Annotated in this window: 20 protein-coding genes; 9 read left to right on the forward strand and 11 right to left on the reverse strand. The window is 64.6% G+C overall.

The window, feature by feature from the left end; translation table 11 throughout:
• The first annotated feature begins 50 nt into the window (after positions 1–50).
• The 6 genes from PQ457_RS08420 to purQ all read left to right on the forward strand — a co-directional run bounded on the left by PQ457_RS08420 (position 51) and on the right by purQ (position 10,039).
• The gene (locus PQ457_RS08420) at positions 51–2,978 is read left to right on the forward strand and encodes a M16 family metallopeptidase (protein WP_273616441.1); all 2,928 of its coding nucleotides are present in this window, start codon (positions 51–53) and stop codon (positions 2,976–2,978) included.
• Positions 2,979–3,248: 270 nt separating this feature from the next.
• The gene (locus PQ457_RS08425; protein WP_273616442.1) at positions 3,249–4,382 is read left to right on the forward strand and encodes an efflux RND transporter periplasmic adaptor subunit; all 1,134 of its coding nucleotides are present in this window, start codon (positions 3,249–3,251) and stop codon (positions 4,380–4,382) included.
• A gap of 21 nt (positions 4,383–4,403) precedes the next feature.
• Positions 4,404–7,562: an efflux RND transporter permease subunit gene (locus PQ457_RS08430; protein WP_273616443.1), complete on the forward strand. Its 3,159-nt coding sequence runs from the start codon at positions 4,404–4,406 to the stop codon at positions 7,560–7,562.
• Positions 7,559–8,986, forward strand: a complete 1,428-nt coding sequence (locus PQ457_RS08435) for an efflux transporter outer membrane subunit (protein WP_273616444.1) — start codon at positions 7,559–7,561, stop codon at positions 8,984–8,986. Before PQ457_RS08430 ends, PQ457_RS08435 begins: the two co-directional genes overlap by 4 nt.
• 147 nt (positions 8,987–9,133) lie before the next feature.
• A complete protein-coding gene (gene purS / locus PQ457_RS08440) occupies positions 9,134–9,364 on the forward strand; it encodes a phosphoribosylformylglycinamidine synthase subunit PurS (protein ID WP_273616445.1) in 231 nt (76 codons plus the stop codon).
• Positions 9,365–9,367: 3 nt separating this feature from the next.
• Positions 9,368–10,039 (forward strand): phosphoribosylformylglycinamidine synthase subunit PurQ, encoded by a 672-nt coding sequence (gene purQ, locus PQ457_RS08445; RefSeq protein ID WP_273616446.1) that lies wholly within the window; start codon positions 9,368–9,370, stop codon positions 10,037–10,039.
• A 43-nt stretch (positions 10,040–10,082) separates the two neighbouring features.
• Here the strand turns inward: purQ and PQ457_RS08450 are convergent, their stop codons facing one another.
• From PQ457_RS08450 to glmU, 3 genes are all read right to left on the reverse strand, one after another.
• A complete protein-coding gene (locus tag PQ457_RS08450) occupies positions 10,083–12,473 on the reverse strand; it encodes a putative bifunctional diguanylate cyclase/phosphodiesterase (RefSeq protein WP_273616447.1) in 2,391 nt (796 codons plus the stop codon).
• A 143-nt stretch (positions 12,474–12,616) separates the two neighbouring features.
• Positions 12,617–14,440, reverse strand: coding sequence for a glutamine--fructose-6-phosphate transaminase (isomerizing) (gene glmS / locus PQ457_RS08455; protein WP_273619285.1), 1,824 nt, complete (start codon positions 14,438–14,440; stop codon positions 12,617–12,619).
• 100 nt (positions 14,441–14,540) lie between these two features.
• Positions 14,541–15,905, reverse strand: coding sequence for a bifunctional UDP-N-acetylglucosamine diphosphorylase/glucosamine-1-phosphate N-acetyltransferase GlmU (glmU, locus tag PQ457_RS08460; RefSeq protein ID WP_420540932.1), 1,365 nt, complete (start codon positions 15,903–15,905; stop codon positions 14,541–14,543).
• 60 nt (positions 15,906–15,965) lie between these two features.
• Here glmU and PQ457_RS08465 point away from each other — a divergent pair, with 60 nt between their 5' ends.
• Entirely contained in the window at positions 15,966–16,643 is a 678-nt protein-coding gene (locus PQ457_RS08465; RefSeq protein WP_273616449.1) for an HAD-IA family hydrolase, read from the forward strand.
• Here PQ457_RS08465 and PQ457_RS08470 read toward each other — a convergent pair.
• From PQ457_RS08470 to PQ457_RS08485, 4 genes are read right to left on the reverse strand one after another with little or no spacing between them, the layout of a single operon-like run.
• Positions 16,640–16,990 (reverse strand): DUF2794 domain-containing protein, encoded by a 351-nt coding sequence (locus PQ457_RS08470; RefSeq protein ID WP_273616450.1) that lies wholly within the window; start codon positions 16,988–16,990, stop codon positions 16,640–16,642. The genes PQ457_RS08465 and PQ457_RS08470 overlap by 4 nt on opposite strands.
• Before the next feature lie 9 nt (positions 16,991–16,999).
• Positions 17,000–17,692 carry a serine O-acetyltransferase EpsC gene (epsC, locus tag PQ457_RS08475; RefSeq protein ID WP_273616451.1) on the reverse strand — a complete coding sequence of 231 codons (693 nt, stop codon included), beginning with the start codon at positions 17,690–17,692 and terminating at the stop codon, positions 17,000–17,002.
• A 56-nt stretch (positions 17,693–17,748) separates the two neighbouring features.
• Complete coding sequence (locus tag PQ457_RS08480; RefSeq protein WP_273616452.1) at positions 17,749–18,390, reverse strand: P-loop NTPase family protein; 642 nt, start codon at positions 18,388–18,390, stop codon at positions 17,749–17,751.
• Between the two features lie 6 nt (positions 18,391–18,396).
• Positions 18,397–19,716, reverse strand: coding sequence for a heavy-metal-associated domain-containing protein (locus PQ457_RS08485; protein WP_273616453.1), 1,320 nt, complete (start codon positions 19,714–19,716; stop codon positions 18,397–18,399).
• A gap of 98 nt (positions 19,717–19,814) precedes the next feature.
• Between PQ457_RS08485 and purM the strand changes: the two genes are divergently transcribed.
• Entirely contained in the window at positions 19,815–20,924 is a 1,110-nt protein-coding gene (purM, locus tag PQ457_RS08490; RefSeq protein WP_273616454.1) for a phosphoribosylformylglycinamidine cyclo-ligase, read from the forward strand.
• Positions 20,917–21,870 carry a phosphoribosylglycinamide formyltransferase gene (gene purN / locus PQ457_RS08495; protein WP_273616455.1) on the forward strand — a complete coding sequence of 318 codons (954 nt, stop codon included), beginning with the start codon at positions 20,917–20,919 and terminating at the stop codon, positions 21,868–21,870. The genes purM and purN overlap by 8 nt, the downstream gene beginning before the upstream one ends.
• Here purN and PQ457_RS08500 read toward each other — a convergent pair.
• From PQ457_RS08500 to PQ457_RS08515, 4 genes are all read right to left on the reverse strand, one after another.
• Complete coding sequence (locus tag PQ457_RS08500) at positions 21,861–22,316, reverse strand: hypothetical protein (protein ID WP_273616456.1); 456 nt, start codon at positions 22,314–22,316, stop codon at positions 21,861–21,863. The two genes, purN and PQ457_RS08500, sit on opposite strands and share 10 nt — an antisense overlap.
• 139 nt (positions 22,317–22,455) lie before the next feature.
• Positions 22,456–22,878 carry a nucleoside-diphosphate kinase gene (ndk, locus tag PQ457_RS08505; protein WP_273616457.1) on the reverse strand — a complete coding sequence of 141 codons (423 nt, stop codon included), beginning with the start codon at positions 22,876–22,878 and terminating at the stop codon, positions 22,456–22,458.
• A gap of 86 nt (positions 22,879–22,964) precedes the next feature.
• A complete protein-coding gene (locus PQ457_RS08510; RefSeq protein ID WP_273616458.1) occupies positions 22,965–23,405 on the reverse strand; it encodes a DNA polymerase III subunit chi in 441 nt (146 codons plus the stop codon).
• Positions 23,406–24,875, reverse strand: coding sequence for a leucyl aminopeptidase (locus PQ457_RS08515; protein WP_273616459.1), 1,470 nt, complete (start codon positions 24,873–24,875; stop codon positions 23,406–23,408).
• Positions 24,876–24,912 lie beyond the last annotated feature (37 nt).

A 24,912-nucleotide genomic window follows, 5' to 3' on the forward strand; every position in this document is an offset into this window, starting at 1 on the left:
GCGACAATTGTCCGCTTCCCCTGCGCACCATTCGCCCTTAATCTGCGGGCATGAAGCCGCTTCATATTTCGCTTGCACTTGCCGCCCTGTTCGGACTGGCCGCCTCGCCTTTGACGGCGCGCCCGGCGCCTTTGCCGCAGCATGGCGCGGCCCATCGCGCCATTGCCGCCAATATCGGCACATGGCCCTTTCAAAAGAGCGATGTCGCACCCGACCCGGCCTATCGCTTTGGCCAATTGCCCAATGGCATGCGCTATATCCTGCGCCACAATGAAACGCCCAAGGACGAAATCGCGGTGCGGATGCGCTTTGATGTCGGCTCGCTGGACGAGGGCGAGAAGGAGCGCGGCTTTGCCCATTTCGTCGAACATATGGCGTTTCAGGGCAGCACCCATGTTGCTCAGGGCGAGATGGTGCGCCTGCTCGAACGCAAGGGGCTGGCCTTTGGCGCGCATACCAACGCCTTCACGACCTATGAAACGACGACCTATCACCTCGACCTGCCGCGCAACACGCCCGATCTGATCGACACGGCGCTGATGCTGATGCGCGAGACGGCCAGCGAACTGACCATTTCGCCCGAGAGCGTGAGCAATGAGCGCGGCGTGATCCTGTCGGAAAAGCGCGACCGCAACAATTGGCAGTATCGCGAGGCGCAGGACCGCTACGCCTTTGCCGATCCCAAATCGCGCTACCGGCAACGCAGCCCCATCGGCACCGAGGAAACGCTGGGCGGAGCCACTGCCGAGGCGCTGCGCGCGTTCTGGCGGCGCAATTATGTGCCGGAAAAGGCGGTGCTGGTGATGGTCGGCGATTTCGATGTCGCCGCCGTAGAGGCCGAGATCAGGGCGCGGTTCGGCGACTGGGCCGCCGCGCCCGCCGCGCCGCAGCCGTCGGCGGGGCCGATTGACGGGGCCGATGGGGGGCGCAATTCGATCTATCTCGACCCATCGCTGTCCGAACACATCACCATCACCCGCCGCAGCGCATGGCGCGACGAACCCGACACATGGGCCAACCGCCGCAAGGGTCTGGCCACCACGGTCGGCTATGCCATCATCAACCGGCGGCTTCAGCGGCTGTCGCGGCGGCTCGATCCGCCTTTCCGCGCCGCGCAGTTCGGCACGAATGACATTTTCCACGCCGGGCGCGATACGGCGATCAATGTCGATTCGATCGACGGACGCTGGCGCCGCGCGCTGACCGCTGCGACCACCGAGGTGCGCCGCGCGATCGAGCAGGGCTTTACCCAGCGCGAGATCGACGAGCAGGTGGCGGTGCTGACCAGCCTGGCCGAAACGGCGGCGGCGCGCGAGGAAACGCAGGGCAGCGTGGCGCTGGCCAATGCGGCGCTGGGCATGCTGCGCGGGGGATCGATCCCGTCCGATCCGAACGCCAATCTGGCTTTCCTCAAGGCGCAGACGCCGGGTCTGACGCCCGACCGAGTGCTGGCCGCCGTCAAGGCCGACATGGCCGCGCTCGACAATCCGCTGATCCGCTTTACCGGGCGGCGCGAGCCCGACGGCGGGGCCGATGCCATCCGCGCCGCATGGAACGAGGCCTCGACCACCCCCCTGCCCACCATCATGGAGCCGCCGCCCGCCCCCTTTGCCTATACCGAATTCGGGGCGCCCGGTGCGGTGGTTGAGGACAGGCGCGAGCCCTATTTCGGCATACGCGAGATCCGCTTTGCCAATGGCGTCCGGCTGAACCTGAAGCGCACCACGCTTTCGCGCCAGTCGGTGCTGGTGCATATGGCGATTGACGGTGGAAAGATGCTGGCCACCAGCGGCAATCCGCTGGCGGTGGAAATGACGGCCATGATGGGCACAGGCGGCCTTGGCAAACATACGCTGGACGAGATGCAGTCGCTGACCGCAGGCCATCTGGTCAGCCTCGGCCTGACCGCCACGGGCGACAGTTTCAACGCATCGGCGGGGACGCGGCCCAAGGATCTGCTGCTCCAGCTTCAGATGATGGCCGCGCTGATCACCGATCCGGGCTATCGGCAGGAGGGCGAGAACATCTTTCACCAGAATGCCAACACGATGTTCCTGCGCCTGCGCGCCACGCCAACAGCCGCGCTGCAAAGCTCGATCGGCGGCATCCTGTCGGACAATGATCCGCGCTTCACGCTTCAGCCTGTGACGGCCTATCGCGGTCTGACCTTTGCCAAGCTGAAGGCCGATATCACCGAGCGCCTCCAGCATGGCGCCATCGAGATCGGCCTTGTCGGCGATCTGGACGAGGAGGCCGCGATTGCCGATGTGGCGCGCACCTTTGGCGCGCTGCCCACGCGCGAGGCCGAGTTCCGGAAATACGATGACCAGCGCAAACGCCCCTTTACCGCGCGGCGGGGGGAACGCACGCTGACCCATACCGGGCCGGCGGATCAGGCGCTGATCTATGACGTGTGGCCCACGCGCGATGATCGCGATCCCGATGAAAAGCAGGTGTTCAACATGCTGCAACGGATCGTGCGCATCCAGTTGACCGAGACGCTGCGCCAGAAGCTGGGCCGGTCCTATTCGCCCAGCGCCAGCAGCGATCTGAGCCGGATCTGGCGCGATTACGGCACTTTTGCGGTGGCGGCCTCGGTTGATGTCGACAGTGTGGCAATGGCTAAACAGGCGATAGACGAAACCATCGCGGCGCTGGCCCAAACCCCGCCGTCTGAAGATCTGATGCTGCGCGCGCGTCAGCCCTTGCTGGAAACGATCGACAACACGCTCAACACCAATGGCGGCTGGCTGGGCATTGTCGCGCTGGCGCAGAGCGAGCCTGATCAGATCGAGCGTCAGGTCCATGCGGCGCAAAGGCTGCGCGCCGTCACGCCCGAGGCGGTGCAGGCTGCCGCAAGGCGCTATCTGGCCGCGCGCGATGCGGTGCGCATCACGGTGCTGCCCACCCCGGCAACGCCTGCGCCCCCCTCTGCGCCCCCCTCTGCGCCCTCGCCGGAGGCCAGGGGGCCTGTCTGAAAGGCGCAAGGGCCCACAACGCATGAAAACGCTTTTGTTTCCCGCCGTGATGCCGCCGAGTCATGTTTTTCCCGAATGCCCGTAAAGTGAGCCAAAAAGCGTACGTCTTGCGACAAATAATTACCCTTTTTCCGACATTCTGCTCCTTTGGCACCCTTGACGTTTGAGGCGTGTGACCGGAAAGCCGCAAGCTCAGAACGATTGTATCAGTACCGGGGGCCTTTCATGTTTCATCGCCGTCGCCCTGCCTCCCTTTCGGGTGGGCCTGTCATGCTGGCAGTCAGCCTTGCGCTGGCTTTGTCCGCGTGTTCGGGCGGGCCGCAACGCGACAAAAAGACCCCGCAGGTCGGCTTTTCACAAGTCACGCTGACCGAGGTTCCGCTTGAAATCGAACTGCCGGGCCGCACCGCCCCCTATCGCCAGGGTCAGGTCCGCCCGCAGGTGTCGGGTGTGCTGATGCGCCGCCTGTTTACCGAAGGCCAACTGGTGCATCAGGGCCAGCCCCTGTATCAGATCGACCCCAGCGTCTATCGCGCCGCCGCCGATCAGGCCGCCGCCAATCTGGTCAGCGCGCAGGCCAGCGCCGAGGCCGCCAAGGTCAAGGCCGACCGCTACAAACCGCTGGCCGCCGATCAGGCGGTGGCCCAGCAGGATTACACCGATGCCGCCGCCGCCGCGCGCACCAGCGCCGCCGCGGTCGCGCAATATCGCGCCGCGCTCAATGCCGCCAAGGTCAACCTGCGTTTCACCACCGTTCCCGCGCCGATCACCGGCCGCATCGGCCGCTCGCTCTATACCGAGGGCGCGCTGGTCACGGCCAATCAGACCGATCCGCTGGCGGTGATTTCGACGCTGGACCCGATCTATGTCGATATCCAGCAAAGCAGCGCCAGCCTGATGAAGCTGCGCAAGGAATTTGCCGATGGCGGCATCAAGGAGGTCGGCAAGGTCAAGCTGATCCTTGAGGACGGCAGCGAATATCCGATTCCGGGCACACTGGAATTTTCCGAAGTCACGGTCGACACCGCCACCGGCACGGTCGCGCTGCGCGCCAAATTCGCCAATCCCGACGGCACGCTGCTGCCCGGCCTGTTTGTCCGCACCCGCGTATCGCAGGGCAAGCAGAGCAAGGTTGTGCTGGTGCCGCAGGGCGCGCTGAGCCGCGATCCGCGCGGGGGCGCCACGGTGATGGTGCTGGGCGCGGGCAACAAGGCCGAATTCCGCAAGGTGACCGCGGACCGCACGATCGGCGACCAATGGGTGGTGACCGACGGCCTGAAGCCGGGCGACAAGCTGATCACGCAGGGCCTTGGCAAGATCCGTCCGGGCCAGGTCGTGGTGGCCGTGCCCGACAGCACGCCGCAGGGCATCAAGCCTGCCGGCAAGAAGCCTTCGGCCAAGTAATCAGGGACGGGAAAAAGCGTCATGTCGCGCATCTTTATTGACCGTCCGATCTTTGCATGGGTGATTGCGATCATCATCATGCTGGCCGGTATCGCCGGGGTTTCGACCCTGCCGGTGCAGCAGTTTCCCGATATTGCCCCGCCCCAGGTGAACATCAACACCACCTATCCGGGCGCCTCGGCATCCATTCTGGAAACCAGCGTCACGCAGGTGATCGAGCAGCAATTGACCGGCCTTGACGGGCTGCTCTACTTCTCCTCCACCTCGAGTTCGTCGGGGCAGGTGTCGATTTCGGCGACGTTCGAAAAGGGCACCAACCCCGACATCGCTCAGGTGCAGGTGCAGAACAAGGTGCAGCAGGCCCTCTCGCGCCTGCCCTCGGTGGTGCAGCAGCAGGGCGTGCGCGTGACGAAGTCGAACCCCGACTTCCTGCTCGTGGCCTATGTGGTCGACACCTATGACCGCACGACCAACATCGACGTTTCCGACTTTCTGGCGAGCCGGTTGCAGGAGCCGATCGGGCGCATCGAGGGCGTGGGCCAGACCAACATCTTTGGCGCGCAATATGCGATGCGCGTGTGGATGGACCCGAACAAGCTGGCCGCCAATCAGTTGATGCCCTCCGACATCATCAGCGCGATCACGGCGCAGAACGCCGAAGTGGCGGCGGGTGAAATCGGCGCGGTGCCCGCGCCTGCGGGGCAGATGCTGGATGCCACCGTGACGGCGCAGTCGCGCCTGACCAGTCCGGCCGAATTTGCCCAGATCGTGGTCAAGAGCGCGAGCAGCGGGGCGACCGTGCATCTCTCGGACGTGGCGCGGATCGAACTGGGGGCCGAATCCTACGGCGTGGTCAGCCGCGTCAACGGCCATCCCGGCGCGGCGCTGGCCATTTCGCTGGCGCCCGGCGCGGACGCTCTGGCCACGGCCAAGCTGGTCAAGGCCAAGTTCGCCGAACTCTCCAGGACATTCCCGGCCGGCTACACCTATGGCTTTGCCAATGACTCGACGCGGTTCATCTCCAAGTCCGTGACCGACGTGGTGGAAACGCTGTTCGAGGCGATCATTCTGGTCGTCATCGTGATGTTCGTGTTCCTGCAAAGCTGGCGCGCGACGCTGATCCCGGCGATTGCGGTGCCGGTGGTGATGCTGGGGACTTTCGCGATCTTTGCGGTGGCGGGCTATTCGATCAACACGCTGACGCTGTTCGGCCTTGTGCTGGCCATTGGTCTGCTGGTCGATGACGCGATCGTGGTGGTGGAGAATGTCGAGCGGTTGATGGCCGAAAATCCGGGCATGACCCCGCGTGAGGCGACCATTGAATCGATGAAGGAAATCTCCATCGCGCTGATCGCCATCGCGCTGGTGCTGTCCGCGGTCTTCATGCCGATGGCCTTCTTTGGCGGCTCGACGGGCGTGATCTATCGCCAGTTCTCGCTGACCATCGTTTCGGCCATGGCGCTTTCGGTGGTGGTGGCGCTGGTGCTTTCGCCCGCGCTGACCACGACGATCCTGAAAAGGCCCGAGGATGAGGATGAAACCTCGCTGGTGGGCCGGGCCAGCCATTGGATGCGGGTCCGTTTCGAGCGTTATTTCGGCCGCCTGCTCGAATGGTATCACCCCAAGGCCAGTTGGGCCGCCACGCATAAGCGTATTCCGATACTGGCCTATGGCGTGGTGCTGGCGGCGCTGGTCGTGCTGTTTGTGCGGATGCCCACCGGCTTTCTGCCTTCGGAAGATCAGGGCATGGCCCAGATCAGCTTCCAACTGCCCGCAGGCGCAACGCTGGAGCGTACGCAGCAGGCGCAGTTGGCGATCGAGAAATATTTCCTCGAACACGAAAGCAAGGACATCGACGCCGTGCTGGTCGTGGCGGGCGGTGCGCAGGGCGGCGGCAGCGGCCAGAACGCGGGTCGCGGCTTTGTCTCGCTGACCGATTGGGACAAGCGCAAGGGCGCGGAAAATTCGGCCGAAGCCATCACGCGCCGCGCCACGCAGGCGATCAGCGGGGGCTATCGCGATCTGGAATTCTATGCGCTGCAGCCGCCCACCGTGCGCGGCCTTGGCCAGGCCACCGGCTTTACCGCCGAGGTGCTGAACAGCGGCGGCATGGATGCCGAAGCTTTTGCCAAGCTGCGCGATGAAATTCTGGCCGAGGCGCGCACGCTGCCCCAGCTTTCGAACGTCCGCCTGACCGGCCTGCCCGATCAGCCCACGCTCAAGATCACCACGGATACCGCCAAGCTGGCCGCGCTGGGGGTTGCGCCTTCGGATGTGAACACCACGCTGGCGGCGGCCTGGGGCGGGCGTTATGTCAATGACTTTGTGGATCGCGGGCGTGTGAAGCGCGTCTATGTGATGGGCGATGCGCCCTATCGGTCGCGCCCCGAGGATCTCTCGCAATGGCAGGTGCGCAACAGCAGCGGCAAGATGGTGCCCTTCTCGGCCTTTGCCAGCTTTGCCTGGAACAAGGCCCCCAACGCGACCTATCGCTTCTCGGGCACGCCCAATTTCGAGGTCTCGGGCCAGTCCTCGCAGGGCTATTCCTCGGGCGATGCGATGAATGCGTTCGAGGCTCTGGTGGCGCAATATCCTGATGTGTCGATCGCATGGTCGGGCGCCTCCTATCAGGAACGCCTCTCCTCGGGTCAGGCGCCGCTGCTTTATTCGGTGTCGCTGATCGTGGTGTTCCTCTGCCTTGCTGCTCTCTATGAAAGCTGGAGCATTCCCTTTGCGGTGCTGCTGGTCATTCCGGTGGGTCTGGTGGGGGCGGTGGCTCTGGTCACGCTGCGCGGGCTGCAGAATGACGTTTATCTCCAGATCGGCCTGACGACGACGATGGGTCTGGCGGCCAAGAACGCCATTTTGATGATCGAATTTGCCGAACAGGGCGAAAAGGCGGGCAAGGATCCGATCACAGCGGTGCTGGATGCGGCGCGGATGCGTTTGCGGCCCATTCTGATGACGTCCTGCGCGTTCATCTTCGGCGTGCTGCCGCTGGCCATTGCCACGGGCGCGGGCGCCAATGCGCGCATCGCCATCGGCACTTCGGTGATCGGCGGCATGCTGACCGCCACGGGTCTGGCGATCTTCTTCATCCCGCTCTTCTTCGTGCTGGTGCGTGGCGGTTTCCGTCAGTTCCGTCGCAAGAAAGCCGACGATCAGGGAGCGGTGGCATGAAGAACCTCTCCCTGATTGCGGCTCTCGCTATGGTGGTGGTCCCGGCAGGACTCGAAGCCCGCCCGCGCGCCGACCAGCCCGCCGATCCCGCGCCTTTGCCGATCCCCGCCGCTTGGCCCAAGGGCGAAGCCTATGTCCTGCCCGGCGATGCGGCGCTGCCGTCTTATTCCTATACGCAGGTTCTGGGCGATCCGCGACTGGTCAAGGTGATCGACCTTGCGCTGGCGAAGAATCAGGATCTGGCCGTGGCGCTGGCCAATATCGAAACGGCGCGTAACCAGTATCTGGTCCAGCGTGGTGCGCTGTTCCCGGAAATCGACGCCAATGGCGGCTTCACCCATGCGGGCGGCGACGGCACGCGCGTGGCCGGGGCCACCACCAAGGGAGATTCGGCCAGCGCGACCGGCACTCTGGCCAACTATGAAGTCGATCTGTTCGGCCGCGTGCGCGGTCTGACGGCGGCGGCCAAGGCGACCTATCTGGCCAGCGAGGCCGGATCGCGCGCGGCGCGCCTGACGCTGATCGCCAATGTCGCCAATGGCTGGCTGACCTATGCCGCAGATCGCAGCCTGCTGAAACTGGCGCAGGATACGGCGGCCAGCGCGGAAAAGAGCGTGGCGCTGACCCGGCGGCGGGTCGAGGGCGGGATTGGCCTGCTGGCGGATCAGCGCAAAGCGGAACTGACGCTGCGTACAGCCCAAGCCGATGTCGCCGCCCAGACCAATGCGGTGGCGCAGGATCTGAATGGCCTGCGCCTGCTGGTGGGCGATGATGTGCCGGGCGATTTGTTGCCCGCCTCGATTGACGATGCAGCCTCGCGTCTGGCGCCGGTTGCGGCGGGGCTGGATTCCTCGATCCTGCTGCGCCGCCCGGATGTGGCACAGGCGGAATTTGCGCTGCGTTCGGCCTATGCCAATGTCGATGCCGCGCGCGCGGCGCTCTATCCCAGGATCACGCTGACCGGCGTGGCGGGCGTGGCGACCACGGCACTTTCCAGCCTGTTTTCGCCCGCCAATTTCGCATGGGGCCTGACCTCTGCAGCCTCGTGGCCGATCTTCAAGGGCGGCGCGGCCAAAGCATCCTATCGCGTCAGTCAGGCCCAGCGCGATGCGGCGCTCGCCACCTATCGCAAGACGGTGCAAAGCGCGTTTGCCGATGTGGCCAATGTGCTGGCGCGGCGGGGCACCATCGAGGCGCAGGTCGAGGCGGTGCGCGCCGGGCGCGATGCGGCGTCCGACAATTACCGGCTGGTCAACCGTCGCTATGAAGGCGGGATCGGCACTTGGCTTGATGCGCTGACCGCGCAACAGGCGCTTTATTCGGCCGAAAAGACGCTGGTGTCGGCGCAATATGCGCGTGCGGGCAATCTGGTCGGCCTTTATCGCGCCTTGGGCGGCGACCGCGCGGCCATTGCGCGGCGTTAAGCGGATTGGGGGCTTTTTGAGGCCAAAAATGCCCCCTCCCCCTTGGCTTTTGCGCCATTGCGCGCCATAGGCGGGGCCGATTCCATTATGATGCATCATCGGTGCATCGCACCCCATCAGGTGCCATAACAGAAAGGCCGCCCAGCGATGAAAGTGCGCGTTTACGTCAGCCTCAAGAACGGGGTGCTCGATCCGCAGGGCCGCGCGATCCACCATGCCATCGAAGGCCTTGGCTTTTCGGGCGTTTCCGACGTCCGCGCCGGCCGTTTGATCGAGCTTGAAGTGGACGAGACGGTCAGCGATGCAGCGCTTGAAGAGATGGCGCAGAAGCTGCTCGCCAATCAGGTGATCGAGAACTACCGCATCGAGAGGGTGTAAGCCATGCGTTCGGCAGTCATCACCTTTCCCGGATCGAATTGCGACCGCGACATGGCCGTAGCCGTTGAGCAGGTCTGCGGCGGCGAGGTTCACCGCGTCTGGCATGGCGACGCCGCCCTGCCCGAAGGTCTGGACTTCATCGCCCTGCCCGGCGGTTTTTCCTATGGCGACTATCTGCGCAGCGGCGCGATGGCGGCCCGCAGCCCAATCATGCGTGCCGTGATCGAGGCAGCCGGGCGCGGCGTCAAGGTGCTGGGCGTGTGCAACGGCTTTCAGGTGCTGACCGAGGCAGGCCTGCTGCCCGGCGCGCTGATGCGCAATGCGGGCATCCGCTTTGTCTGCCGCGAAGTCAAGCTGACGGTGGAAAACAACACCAGCGCCTTCACGCATCGCTATCTCAAGGGCCAGACGATCACGATTCCGGTGGCGCATCACGACGGCAATTTCTTTGCCGATGATACCACGCTTGACCGCATCGAGGGCGAAGGCCGCGTGGCTTTCCGCTATGCCGAAGATGTCAACGGTTCGGCTCGCAACATCGCGGGCGTGCTGAACGAAGGCGGCAATGTGCTGGGCATGATGCCCCATCCGGAACGCTTTATCGAGGCGGCGCAGGGCGGCACCGATGGGCGCGCGCTGTTCGAGGGCGTGGCCAAGGCGCTGCTGAGCGCCTGATCGCAGCCATCAGGGCATTTGGAAGGGCGGGTTGACCAGGAGGTCAGCCCGCCTTTTCTTCTTGCGCCACAGGCACAGAGCGCGTGCCGAAGAGATCGCGCACCTCATCCACCCCGCGCGCCTCGCCATAAGCCAGGCCCTGCAGGCGGCGGCAGCCAAGTTTGCAGGCGATTTCCAGCTCTTGCGGGGTCTCGACGCCCTTGGCGATGGTGATCATTTCGAGACTGTCGGCAATCGCCACGGCGGCGCGGATCATCGCCACGCTCTCCGCATTGCCCGCAGCCGCGCCCTTCATCAGCGCGCGGTCCAGCTTGATCGCATCAAAGCGCATCTCGCACAGGATCGCGACCGATGCCTGCCCCGCACCGAAATCATCAAGGATCACCGAGCAACCCAGCGCCGTCAGCCGCTCAATCGTGGCGCGCGCCTGCGCCGGGTCGCGCTGAAACAGGCTCTCGGTCACCTCGATCTCCAGCCTTTGCGGGGCCAGATTGCTGACCGCCAGCGCGGTGACGACATGATCGATGAAGGCCGGGTCCAGCGCCTGCTTGTCCGAAACATTGACCGAAACGCGCAAGTTTCCGGGCCATTGGGCCACCTGATGGCAGGCTTCTTTCAGCACCCACGCGCCGATCGGCAGGCTCAGGCGCGTATCCTCGGCCAACGAGAGGAAGCGGTCAGGCGAAACCCGGCCCAATTCGGGGCTGTTCCAGCGCAGCAAGGCTTCAAAACCCACCAGCCGTTCGCTGGGCGCGTCGACTACGGGCTGATAGAACATCTCGAATTCCTGCCGCTCGACCGCCGCGCGCAGGGCCTCTTCCAGCCATGCGCGGGCCTCGGCCTCGGCGCGCAGTGCCTCGTCAAAGGCCGAATGCATGCCGCGCCCGTTCCGCTTGGCGCGATAGAGCGCGAAATCGGCATTGCGCATCAGCGCGGGCACGCTGCCGCCATCGACCGGGCCAAAGGCCGAGCCGACCGAGGCGCCGATCGTCAGTTCATTGCCATCGACAAAATAGGGCTGCGAGAGATCCGCAATGATTGCCTGCGCCAAACGGGCCACCAGCACGCGCTCATTGGCCTGACGCAGCACGACGCAGAATTCATCGCCGCCAAGCCGTCCGCAGAGCGAATTGGGCGTCATCAATACTTTCAGACGCTCGGCCACCTGGCTCAGCAATTGATCGCCCACCGGATGGCCCAGCGTGTCATTGACCGCCTTGAACCGGTCGAGGTCGATCATCATGAAGGCGCATTGCCCATCCCCCTCACGCGCGGCGACCAGCGCATTTTCCAGCGCATCAATCACCATCATCCGGTTGGGCAGCCCGGTCAGCGTGTCATAGCGCGCCAAATAGGCGATCTTCTCACTGGTTTCCTGCTGCTCGGTGACATCCGATGCCACGCCGCGAAAGCCCATGAAGGCCCCCGCATCATCGAAACGCGGCGCGCCCGACAGCGACCAATAACGCCGCGTGCCCTGCACCATCACGCGCACCACAAGATTCGAGAAACTCTCGCGCGCCTTGAACTTTTCCTCCAGTTCCTTGAGGCCCGGCACCGTTCCGCGCTCGATCCCGCGCCCCTCGCCCGAACGCGGATCACCGCCCGGCCCCAGCAGCAGCGCAAGAAAGCCCGCGCCTTCAATCTCGCTGGGGGCCATGCCCATGGCTTCGGCAAAGCGTTCCGACACCGCGCGCACACGGCGCTGGGCGTCGGTCTGCCACAGCCAATCAGCCTCATCCTCATCAAATTCGCGCAGCAACAGGCTCACCACCTCGTTGCGTTCGGCCATGCCCGCCACCGCAAGGCGCGAGGCAAGGAAATGGCGCGAGGCCTCGATGGTGCCCAGCGCGATACTGGCCACAAACAGCGCGGCCACACCCGCCATGCCCGGTTGCAGCAGCGTAAAAAAGCCCACCACCGAGCCGCAGCCGACGATCGTGGAAAACAGCAGCGTGGACAAAGGCACCGTGGGCACGATCACCGCCGAAACGGTCATCAGCATCGCCAGCACGGTCCAGAATTCATAGCGCAGATGCACCGGCGCCTGAGGCAGGAAAAACAGCAGCGGCGAGGCCCAGACCAGCGCATTGATGATCGTGCCCAGCGCCTGACGGCGGAATTCATTGCTGGACATGCCGCGCCGGTCGGCGTCGCTCAATTGCCCTTCGTTGCGCACACTATAGGTTAACGAGGCGCATAGAGCGCCCAGCCAACCCCCGATCATCGGATGGCTGACAAAGGGGGCAAACAGCAGCACCGAGACAATTGCGGCCAGCGCCTGGGCCCAAATCCGCGCGCGCGCCACCAACGCGAGTTGCGAATATTGCAGCCCGCGCAGCCGCGCCCACTCGTCCGTGCCTTGGCCAGCCAGGCCCAGCACCGACCAGATGCTCAATTCGCCAATCGCGGGGGAGGAAATCGCGTGAGTCATTGCAGGGAAACCTACGCTGCAATGCCTATCGTCATGTGTAATGGATTTGGTAAACGGCGCATCAACAGTTTGCCGTTTTTCTAATAAAATCGGGGCGGAAACAAACAGATGCCCTGCCGTCTCCGCCCCCGAAATTCCGTCAATTATTCCACAGTCACCGACTTTGCCAGATTGCGCGGCTGGTCAACGTCAGTACCCTTAACGCAGGCCACATGATAGGCCAGCAACTGCACCGGCACGGCATAGACCAGCGGCGCGATCAAGGGGTGAACCTGCGGCATCTCGATGGTGGCCATACAGCCCTCGCCCGCCTCGGCCAGACCTTCGGCATCCGAGATCAGCACGATCTTGCCGCCGCGCGCGCGCACTTCCTGCATGTTCGACACGGTCTTTTCAAACAGCGGGCCGGATGGCGCGATCACGATCACCGGCACATGCTCGTCGATCAGGGCAATCGGCCCATGCTTCATCTCGCCGCTGGCATAGCCTTCGGCGTGGATATAGCTGATTTCTTTCAGCTTGAGCGCGCCTTCGAGCGCCAGCGGATAATCCTGGCCGCGGCCCAGATAAAGCACGTCGCGCGCCGGAGCGATGAGATGGGCCATGGCCGCAATTGCATCGTCATAGGCCAGCGCGGCATTGAGCGCCGAGGGCGTCTCGATCAGATTGCGCACAACCTTGCGCTCTTCATCGCGCGTCATGCGCCCGCGCTTGACCGCCAGATGCGCGGCCAGAGCCGCCAGCACGGCGAGCTGGCAGGTAAACGCCTTGGTCGAAGCCACGCCGATTTCCGGCCCCGCATGGGTGGGCAGCAGGAGATCGGCCTCACGCGCCATGGACGAGGTCGGCACGTTCACCACCACCGCGATGGTCTGCCCATTGGCCTTGCAATGGCGCAGCGCGGCCAGCGTGTCGGCCGTCTCGCCCGACTGGCTGATAAAGATCGCCAGACCGCCCGGCTCCAGCACCGGATCGCGATAGCGGAATTCGGATGCCACATCGATGTCCACCGGCAGGCGCGCGAAATGCTCAAACCAATATTTGGCCACGAGGCCCGCGTAATACGAGGTGCCGCAGGCCACGATGGTCACGCGCTTGATGCTCGACAGATCAAAGTCGATCTGGGGCAGCGCCACGCTTTCATCATCGCGGCGGACATAGCTTTGCAGCGTCTGGGCCACGACGGTGGGCTGGTCGTAGATTTCCTTCTGCATGAAGTGGCGGAAGTTGCCCTTTTCCACCGCCGCCGCCGAAGCGCCGCTGGCCACAATCGCGCGCGTAACCGGATTGTTGTCCTTGTCGTAAATCTCGACACCCTCGCGGCGGATGACGACCCAGTCGCCCTCCTCCAGATAGGTGATACGCTGGGTCAAGGGCGCCAGCGCCAGCGCGTCCGAGCCGAGGAACGTCTCACCCTCGCCATAGCCGAGCACCAGCGGCGACCCCAGACGGGCGCCGATCAGCATGTCGGGATGTTCACGAAAGGCAATCGCCAGCGCAAAGGCCCCGCGCAATTGCGGCAGCGCGGCCTTGACCGCATCGACCGGAGACAGTCCGCCCTCGACCAGATCCGACACCAGATGGGCCACCACCTCGGTATCGGTTTCCGATTCAAACACGCGGCCCTTGGCCTGCAACATTTCGCGCAAGGGGCGGAAATTCTCGATGATGCCATTATGGACCAGCGCCAGCTTTTCCGTGGCATGGGGGTGGGCATTGGCGGCCGTGGGCGCGCCATGCGTGGCCCAGCGGGTGTGGGCGATGCCCACATTGCCCGGCGCGGGATTGACCGCCAATTCCTTGACCAGATTTTGCAACTTGCCCGGCGCGCGGCGGCGGATCAATTCGCCATCATGCACCGTGCAGACGCCCGCCGAGTCATAGCCGCGATATTCCATCCGGCGCAGGCCATCGACCAGACGATCCGCCACCTCTTCCTTGCCGACAATGCCGATAATCCCGCACATATGTTCAGCCGCCCCTTTATCCATCCGCGGCCGGGGCATGCCCGGCCATTCCTTACCGCCCCTCTTAGGGGCCAAACGCTTTCTGTCCGATTAAGGGGTTTTAGCCCTGCTTTTCGGCCTTTTTCTTCTTCATCGCGTCGTGGAAACGGTCGGCCCAGCCGGGCTTGACCATCTGTTCGGCGCGCACCAGCCGCAATTCACCATCGCCCACATCGCGCGAAACGGCGCTTCCCGCCGCCACGATGGCGTCCTTGCCGATCCGCACCGGGGCGATGAGCGCGCTGTTCGAACCGATGAAGGCGCGCTCGCCGATCACGGTCTTGTATTTGAAATAGCCGTCATAATTGCAGGTGATCGTGCCCGCGCCCAGATTGGCGCCCGCCCCCACTTCGGCATCCCCGACATAGGAGAGATGGTTGACCTTGGCGCCCTCGCCGATGGTTGCCTTCTTGATTTCGACGAAGTTCCCGATCTTGGCCTTTGCCCGGATATCCGCACCGGGGCGCAGGCGGGCATAGGGGCCAAGCTCGGCCTTGCCGGCCACGGTCGCGCCTTCCAGATGGCTGAAAGCGTGGATCGTGACATGATCGGCCACGCTCACGCCGGGGCCAAACACGACATTGGGCTCGATCAGCACATCGCGACCGATCTGCGTGTCCCAACTGAACCACACGGTTTCCGGCGCGATCAGCGTGGCGCCATCGGCCATCGCCTGTGCGCGGCGGCGATCCTGCCAGCGGCGTTCGGCATCGGCCAGTTCGGCGCGGCTGTTGATCCCGGCCACCTCGTCGGGGTCGGCGGTCACCACCACAGCGGCGCGATCCCCATCGGCCAGCGCGATATTCACAATATCAGGCAGGTAATATTCGCCCTGCGCATTGTTGTTGTCCACCCGCGCCAGCAGCGCAAACAGATCACCCGAACGCGCCGCCAGCAGGCCCGAATTGCACAGCCTCGTCGCGCGCTCGGCCTCGGTGGCGTCCTTGAATTCCACCATTTTGACAATGGCATCGCCCCGCGCAATCACCCGTCCATAGGCCAGAGCATCATCCGGCTCAAAGCCCAGCACAACCACCTTGGGCGCGTCCGCCGCATGAAGCCGCTCGATCATGGAACGCATCGTCGCGGCGGTGACAAAAGGCACATCGCCATAGAGCACCAGCACATCACCATCGAAATCGGCCAGCGCATCCTGCGCCATCTGCACCGCATGGGCGGTACCATGCTGGGGGTCCTGCACCGCGATGGTCGCCCGCGCGCCCAGCGCCTTTTCCAACTGATCGCGGCCATGGCCCGCCACCACAACCTGACGCGCAGGCGTCAGTTCCGCCGCGCTGGCCAGCAGATGCTCAAGCATCGGCCTCCCGGCGATGGGGTGCAACACCTTGTGGGTGTCGCTTTTCATGCGGGTTCCCTTGCCCGCGGCAAGGACAACGACGGCGAGCGGTGTCGGAATATTTGTCATATCGCCCCCATGCCAGCAAATCCTTGCAGATTCCATACGGACGCGGCATCGGCGTCAGTCATGCACAATTTTCCTTTCGATATCGTCGGATTCGACCTCGACGGCACACTGATCGACAGCAAACTCGATCTTGGCGTGGCGCTCAACCATGCGCTCGAACAGGGCGGCTTTGCGACGGTTCCGCTCGACATGATTCCGCGCCTTGTGGGCGGGGGCACGCGGGTGCTGATGGAGCGCGCGCTGGCGGTTCAGGGGGCAACGCTCGATGATGACGGGCTGACTGCGATGGCCGCCGAACTGGTGCGCTATTACGAGGCAAATATCGCGGTCCATTCGCGCCTGTTTCCCGGTGGGGCGGACATGCTCGACGATCTGGCCGCGCGCGGGGTCAGGCTGGCGGTGGTGACCAACAAGATGGAGCGTCTGGCGCGCAAATTGTTTGGCGAACTGGGGCTGACGGACCGGTTCTATACGATCATCGGCGGCGATACGCTGGGTCCGGGGCGCCAAAAGCCTCTGCCCGATCTGCTGCATCTGATGGTCGAGCGTTCGGGGATGGCCTCGCCGCGCACCGCCTATATCGGCGACACCCATTTCGACACCGGCGCGGCGCAGGCGGCAGGCATCCCATGCGTGGTGTGCAGCTTTGGCTTCAATCAGGGCCGCACCGAAGAGTTGAAGGCCGATGCGGTGATCGACCATTTCGACGCGCTGGTGCCGACGCTGGAAAGCCTCTAGCCTTCCACAGCCTTGACCAACCGCCGCTCGATGATGCTGAGCACTCCGCCCAGTTCGTGGCCGCGCTTCAAGACCTGCCCGGCCTCGCCGTAAAGCGCCCACATGCCCTGTTTGCCGCGCAGCGACGGGCGCTTTTCAATGCGGGCCTGCGGCCTTTCGGCGCTGCGCTTGAAGGCGGAGAAACTGGCGGCGTCCTTGCCGAAATCCATCGCATAATCGCGCCACTGGCCCGCCGCGACCATCCGGCCATAAAGGTCGAGGATGCGCATCAGCTCGGCCCGGTCAAAGGCCACCTGCAAAACCGGGCGGGGAAAGGCAACGATTGTGGGCGGCGTCTCCGGCTCCATCGCGCCAGATCAGCCTTTCGTCCCATCATGGCGCTGATCCGCATTCAGCAGGTCGGCCACCTGCGCGCGCAGATCGGCGATTTCGGCCTCCAGCTTGCAGATGCGCCCGACCGCCGGTTCGGCATCCGCGCAAGGCTCCTTGCAGGGCGTGCCATAGGGGATGAAATCCTTGGCCCATGTCTCGGCCGCCACCAGCGTGCTGCGCGCCTTGACGCCGACCATGGTCGCCCCCTCGGGCACATCCTCAGTGACGACCGCATTGGCGCCCACGCGCGCCCGGCGGCCCACCGTGATCGGGCCCAGAATCTGCGCGCCCGAACCGATGATGCTGTCATCGCTCAGCGTGGGGTGGCGCTTGCCGCCAATGCCATTGGCCGGATTGGTCCCGCCCAGCGTTACGCATTGATAGATCGTGACATTGTTGCCGATCTCGGCCGTCTCGCCGATCACGGTAAAGCCATGATCGATAAACAGATGCCGCCCGATGGTAGCGCCGGGATGGATATCGATAGCGGTGAAGAAACGCGAAAGATGGTTGACCGCGCGGGCCAGAAAGAACAGCCGCGCCCGGAACAGCCTATGCGCCACGCGATGAAAACCCACCGCCCACAGGCCCGGATAAAGCAGCACTTCCCAACGCGAACGCGGCGCAGGATCGCGCGCGACAATCGAGTCCAGATAGGCGATCAGACCTGAAACCATCCCTCAAAATCCCTTTGCGCGGCGTGGCAAATCCCACATCGGCCTTATGCTATGCCTTACAACATACGCGGTTCGGCAGGCCCGTTCAACTCCTCCAGCGCGTCACGCAGGATCGCCTGTCCCGGCGGCGCCTTGCGCTCCAGAGACAGCCGGTCAATCGTCGCCACCAGACGTTCAGCCGCGATATGGGTACGCTCGCAGCGGCTTGCAAGATAACGGGCATGATCATCGGTCAAAGGCAGCAGGCGCGTCTCGGCGTGGGCGGCAATCAGGTCGGCCATCATCTCGTCATCGGGCGCCTCGATGTCCAGCCAGAGCGCAGCCCCCATGCGCGAGCCAAGATCGGGCAGTGTGATCTTCCACCCTCCCTCGCGCGCGGTGGTGGTCAGCAGCAGCGGCGTCTTTTCCTCCTGCGCGCGGTTCCAGCGGTGGAAAACCGCCGTCTCATCCATCGTATCGGCATCGTCCAGCGCCACGCCGCCGCTCTCGGCAAACCATGCGGCCAGCAGGCTCTTGCCCGAACGCGGCGGCCCGGAAAGGATCGCGGTGCGGAACGGCCAACTGTCGGGCGCGGAGAGCGCGGCAATCGCCGAAGCATTGCCCTCGCCTACGACAATGCGCGCGGCGCTGGGCGACTGATCGGGAGCCAGCGGCAGCGCGAACTGACTGGAAACGGGCTTTTTCATCATTTTGCTCATAAATCTCTATCGGCGGATGCGCAGCGCGGCCCCTGCCACGCTGACCTGCCACCCTGCCTTGCGCAAAGCCGCCGCCAGAGCGTCGGCATTGCCGTTAAACTGCGCGCGCATCACCGAAGTTCCGCCAATCGCGATCGAAGTGGTGGCCGCATTGTCCACCCCCGCCACGCCGCGCACCGCGGCCAGCGCCTGATCCACCGCGCGCGCATCGGGCGAGGCGAATTGAATGGTCAGCGCCGCCGCGCCCGGCTTGGGCTGGGGCGCAACAGGCGCGGCGGCAACCGCTTCGGCGGCGGCGGCTTCGTCTGCGGCATGTTCGGCGGCGGCCTGCGCAGCGGCGGCGGCCTCTGCGGCGCGTCCTGCCGCGATCAGCGAGGCCAGCCCCGGATCCATCGTGGGATGATCGACCGAGAGCGTGGGATCGGGCCGCAACAGCCCGCGTGACAGCGCATCGGTGTAAATCTGGTCCATCCGCGCCAGCGCCTGCGCCAGCATCGCGGGCACCGCGCCATCATCGGGCGCGGTCAGCTCAAACGAACCCAGCGCGATATTGTCCGGGCCATAGCGCGCGGTAAAAAAAACCTTCACCGGGCCGCCGGGCCATTGCCTTTCGAGCCGCGCGGCCGGGATCAGCACATCGGAGGCGCCGAATTGATCCAGCACCCCGCGCCACCACACGCGGCTGCGCCGACCGGGCTGTCCCGCGTTGATGATCAGCGAATCGGACCCGCCGCCATTGGCGCGCACATAATCGATCGCGCTGGCCCCGGTGCGATATTCGGCCCAGACCTTTTGCCAGGGGCTGCGCACCTCAAACACCTGCGACACCCCGCCCGAGGTCAGCACGGGAATCACCAGCATCGGCGCGGAACGCACCGCAACGCCGCCATTGCCCGCGCCATATTGCCCGGCACGGCCCCGATCAAAGGCGATCACCAGTTTCGCGCGATAGCGATGCGGCCCGATTTCCTCGCGATCCACCACCACGCCCGCCACGATGCTTTCGATCGTCCCCACGTCCAGCGCCGGGCCATGCGCGGCCTCCCACGCTTTCTTATAGGCTTCGCGCCAGCCATTGAGCTTGGCATCCTGGGCATTTTTGCCGGTGGCATCGACCTCGATATTGCCGATTTCGATGTCATTGCTAGCCACCACCGGGGCGATGCCGCGCTCGCCCTCGATTTGCGCAAGCAGGCGTTCCGGGCCGACAAAGGCCACCGCGCCCGCCAGCAACAGGCCCGCCGCCAATGCGCCGCGCGCGACAAAACCACGGGGAAGAAGCGCGATGGCGCCACGCGGTGCGAGAAGATTTGCCGGATTTGTCATGGTCAGCGACCGCTATTGCCCAATCGGGCATGGAAATCCAAGCAGGAAAGCGCTAGGCGGCCCCCAAACGTGATTTCTTCGCAAGCGAGCAAGGCCCCATGACCGATACCACAGCCTCTGGCCCCACCAATTACACCTATGAGGACGCAGGCGTCTCGATTGCCGCCGGCAATGCCTTGGTGAAGGCCATCGGCCCGCTGGCCAAATCGACCCGCCGCCCCGGCGCCGACGCCGATCTGGGCGGTTTCGGCGGTTTCTTTGACCTCAAGGCGGCGGGCTACAAAGACCCGCTGCTGGTGGCGGGCAATGACGGCGTGGGCACCAAGGTCAAGCTGGCCATCGACCATGACCGCCATGACAAGATCGGCATCGACCTTGTCGCCATGTGCGTCAACGACCTGATCGTTCAGGGCGCCGAGCCGCTGTTCTTCCTCGACTATTTTGCCACCGGCAAGCTGGAAAACGGCGTGGCCGAGCGCGTGATCGCCGGGATTGCCGAGGGCTGCCGCATCGCGGGCTGCGCGCTGATCGGGGGCGAGACGGCCGAAATGCCGGGCATGTATGCCGCCGGTGACTATGACCTTGCCGGTTTCTGCGTCGGCGCGGTGGAACGCGGCGAGCAATTGACCGGCGATCGCGTGGCGGCGGGCGATGTGCTGCTGGGGCTGGCCTCGTCGGGGGTGCATTCCAACGGTTATTCGCTGGTGCGCCGTCTGGCCGCCGACAAGGGCTGGAAGCTGGAACGCCCTGCTCTGTTCGATGCCGACCGCCTGCTGATCGATTATCTGATCGAGCCGACTCGCATTTATGTGAAGACGCTGCTGCCCTTCATCCGTTCGGGTCGCATCAACGCGCTGGCGCATATCACCGGCGGCGGCCTGCTCGAAAACGTCCCCCGCGTGCTGCCCGAAGGGCTCCATGCCTTTATCAGCGCTGATGCGTGGGAGCAGAGCCGCCTGATGGCCTTCCTTCAGGCCCAGGGCAATATCGAGCCGGGCGAAATGGCGCGCACCTTCAACTGCGGCATCGGCATGGTTCTGGCGGTCAAGCCGGAAGAAGCCGAAGCGCTGGCCGCCGATCTGGCCGCTGCGGGCGAAGTGGTTTCGCGCATCGGCGAAATCCGCGAAGGCGCGCGCGGCTGCACCGTTTCGGGCAGCGCCGAGGCGTGGAGCGCTCGCGAAGCCTGGACCGCGACCCACAATGCATAAGGCAAAGGTCGCCGTCCTGATTTCGGGGGGCGGCACGAATATGGCCGCGCTGCTCTATGCGAGCCGCGCGCCGCAATGCCCCTTTGAAATCGTGCTGGTGGCCAGCAATAACCCGGAGGCCGGCGGCCTGAAGCTGGCCGCCGCCGAAGGGGTGCCCACCTTTGCCCTGCCCCACAAGGGCATGGCGCGGGCCGATCACGATAGGACGATGGACGCGGCGATCCGGGCGTCGGGCGCGGAATATGTCGCGCTGGCGGGCTATATGCGCATCCTGACGGCGGAATTCGTTTCCGGTTGGGCGGGGCGGATGGTCAATATCCATCCCTCGCTGCTGCCCAAGTACAAGGGGCTGCATACCCACGAACGCGCCATCGAGGCGGGCGACAGCCATGGCGGCGTGACCGTCCATCTGGTCACGCCCGAACTGGATGACGGGCCGATCCTGGGCCAGACCCCGGTGGCGATCATCCCCGGCGATACGGCCGAGAGCCTCGCCGGGCGCGTGCTATTTGCCGAGCATCAGCTCTATGCGCGCTGTCTTGCCGAACTGGTGACGCGGCCCTATCGCGCCGACTGGCTGCTGGCGCGGGTGTCGCAACTGGCCGCGGCCCTGCCCGAGGCAGAAGCGCGCGAGAGCCACGGCTCGCCCGCGTGGTCGATCAAGGGCGGCAAATTCTTTGCCTATTTCAGCGACCGGCACCATGGCGAACCCCATATCGCGCTGCTGGTCAAAACCAGCGGGCAGGATGAGATGAACGCACTGATCGATGCCGATCCCGATGCGTGGTTCCGCCCGGCCTATTATGGCGCAAGCGGGTGGGCGGGCCTGATCCTTAACCGCGCCGATGTGGATTGGGATCAGGTCTCCGATTGGCTGGCGCGGAGTTGGCGCGCGGTGGCGCCCAAGAAGTTGACCAAGCTGATGGATGCGGCGGATCAGTTCTGAACGGGGGTGGAGGGGCGATCCTGACAGATGATCTTCGATCCCTCCAGCCGGACCACGGCATTTTCTCCCACGGCCAGAGGCTCCTTCACATCGGCATAGCGGGTGCGGATTTTAAAGACGATCGGCCCTGCCAAATCGCAACGGGCGCCCTTGCCCACAGCGGTACACATGGCTTGGGCACGCTTGAACTCGCTGACCGCACTATCATCCACAGGATCAGTGCCCATGGAGGTGGTAAAAGTGTCTCCGACCATGAATGCCTGAAATGAATATTGGGTATGAATATACACCGGTTCCTTGACCGTTGCGCCATATCGGTCGGTGGAAATCTCAAGCTTCAAAGGCGCGGCGATCCGTTGGCAAAAGGTGCCGGTTGCAGGCCTCGTTTCTGCCGCCAGCGTCTCGGCCTGAAAGGACGAGATTGCGGCAAGGCCGGCCAGAACCATAGAAAACCGCCGCATTCACCCGCCCCTCAAATATTGAATAATTTTCAAGGGATCATCGGGCGGCCGAATGATGTCAACAAAAAACCGCCGGAAGGGCATCCCCTCCGGCGGCTTTTTCCTGCCGAAAACGGCGTCGGAATTAACCGACGATTTCTTCCGGCTTGAAGAAGTAGGCGATTTCGATCGCGGCGTTTTCTTCCGAATCCGAACCATGGACCGAGTTGGCTTCGATCGATTCGGCCAGTTCCTTGCGGATGGTGCCCGCTTCAGCGTTGGCGGGGTTGGTGGCGCCCATGATGTCGCGGTTACGCTTCACGGCGTCTTCGCCTTCCAGAACCTGAACCACGACCGGGCCGCTGATCATGAACGAAACCAGATCGTTGAAGAAGGGACGTTCGGCGTGAACGGCATAGAAGCCTTCGGCCTGTTCCTTGGTCATCTGGATGCGCTTGCTGGCAACGACGCGCAGGCCGGCTTCTTCCAGCATCTTGGTGACGGCGCCGGTCAGGTTGCGGCGGGTGGCGTCGGGCTTGATGATCGAGAAGGTGCGGGTAAGCGCCATGACGTAAGTTCCTTGCGTTAGATGGACCATACGGCCCTATTGCGCGGCCCCCTAGCCTGTCGCGCGGCCCGCTGCAAGGGTGACCATTATCCCGCTTGCGTCCATTTCCGGCCTTCCCGGCGAAAGAAGCGGCATTGCCATCCCTCGCGGGATTTCAAGAGGCGCCATGTTTCGCGCGCGGCCATGCGTTCGGCCTCGCCAAAGACAAGCAGGACGCGGTCAAAATCCCCCTCGCCCGGCTCGCGCCAGACGCCGTCGGCCAGCGCGAGGAAGCGTGCGCCATTGGCCGGGGCCACGTCATCGGCAATCAGAATGGGCTGGCGCGCGTCATGGTCGCCCCCGGCGATGCCGTTGGCCAGAAAACTCTCGGCCCCGGCGCTCCACAGGGCCTGAGAGATCCGCTCACGCGCGCCCGCCTCGCCCGCCACCACCAGCAGGCGGCCGCCCATCTCCAGCACCTTGCCCGCCAAGGGGGCAAGGGCCAGTTCCGGGCCACCCGTTTCCAACAGGTAAAAGTCGGCCTGCATTTACTCGGCGTCGCGCACCAGAGCGTCGAGCAGGCGCACGCCAAAGCCGGTTGCGCCCTTGTCCCATGTCGCGCCCGGCTTGTCGGTCCACACCGTGCCCGCGATGTCGAGATGCGCCCAAGGGGTCTGCTTGCCCTGCGCATCCTTCTCGATATAGCGGGCAAGGAACTGGGCCGCCGTGATCGAGCCGCCGAAACGGCCACCGACATTCTTCATATCGGCAATCGGACTGTCGATCATCTTGTCATAGACCGGGCCCATCGGCATCCGCCACAGCTTGTCGCCCGTGGCTGCGCCCGCCTTGGTCAGATCCGCCGACAGGGCATCATCATTCGAGAACAGACCGGCATATTCATGCGCAAGGCTCATGATGATCGCGCCGGTCAGCGTGGCCAGATCGATGATCCTGGCAGGCTTGTACTCGCGCTGGACAAAGGTGAGCGCGTCGCACAGCACCAGACGGCCCTCGGCATCGGTGTTGATGACCTCGATGGTCTGGCCCGACATGGACGTGACCACGTCGCCGGGGCGCTGGGCATTGCCGTCAGGCATGTTTTCAACCAGGCCCAGCACGCCCACGACATTGGCCTTGGCCTTGCGCCGCGCCAGCGTCAGCATCGCGCCCGATACCGCGCCCGCGCCGCCCATGTCCCACTTCATGTCCTCCATGCCCGCGCCGGGCTTGAGGCTGATGCCGCCGGTGTCAAAGGTCACGCCCTTGCCGACAAAGGCCAGCGGGGCCGCATCGGCCGCGCCGCCGCGCCAGTCCAGCACCACCATCCGGGGCGGCCGGGCCGAACCCTGCGCCACGCCCAGCAGCGAACCCATGCCGAGCGCGCGCATTTCCTTTTCGTCCAGCACGCGAATGTCGACGCCTGTCCCGGCGAAACGCTGGCGAATGCGTTCAACGAAACTTTCGGGATAGAGCACATTGGCCGGTTCGGTAACGAGTTCGCGGGTGAATTCGACGCCCTCGGCAATGGCGGTGGCGGCCTCCCACGCGGCCTGCGCGCCCTCGGCGGCGTTCATCACCAGAATTTCCTCAAGGCTGGCCTTTTCCTCATCCTTGAGCGTGGTGCGATAGCCATCCTGTTTCCACAAACGCAGGCGCAGCGCCAGCAGCACGCTGGCCAGTTCATCCGCCGCAAGCCCCGTGCCGTCGAGCAGCAGTTGCGTCGCGCCCGAAGTGCGATATTTGCCCGCCAGCGCCCCGCCCGCCTTTTCCAGCGAGGCGCGGCGGTCGGTGTCGGCATCGCCCCCGCCGATGCCCGCCAGCGCCACACGCCCGATCACCCCATCGACATCGGCAAAGCCTTCAAACACCTGTCCGGCCCGTCCCGCAAAGCGCGCCGCCTTGGCCCCGGCCGCGATCACGGCGGGCAAACCCTGTTCCCACCCATCGGCGGCCACGAAACGGGCGACCGGCGCAAGGACCGAAGCGGGCGGGCTGGCGAGGAATGTGACGATCATGGTAACTCCCTGCAGGCCGGACGAGCGGCCCGTTCAA

The sequence above is a fragment of the Novosphingobium humi genome, from assembly GCF_028607105.1.
GTDB classification, from domain to species: Bacteria; Pseudomonadota; Alphaproteobacteria; order Sphingomonadales; family Sphingomonadaceae; genus Novosphingobium; species Novosphingobium humi.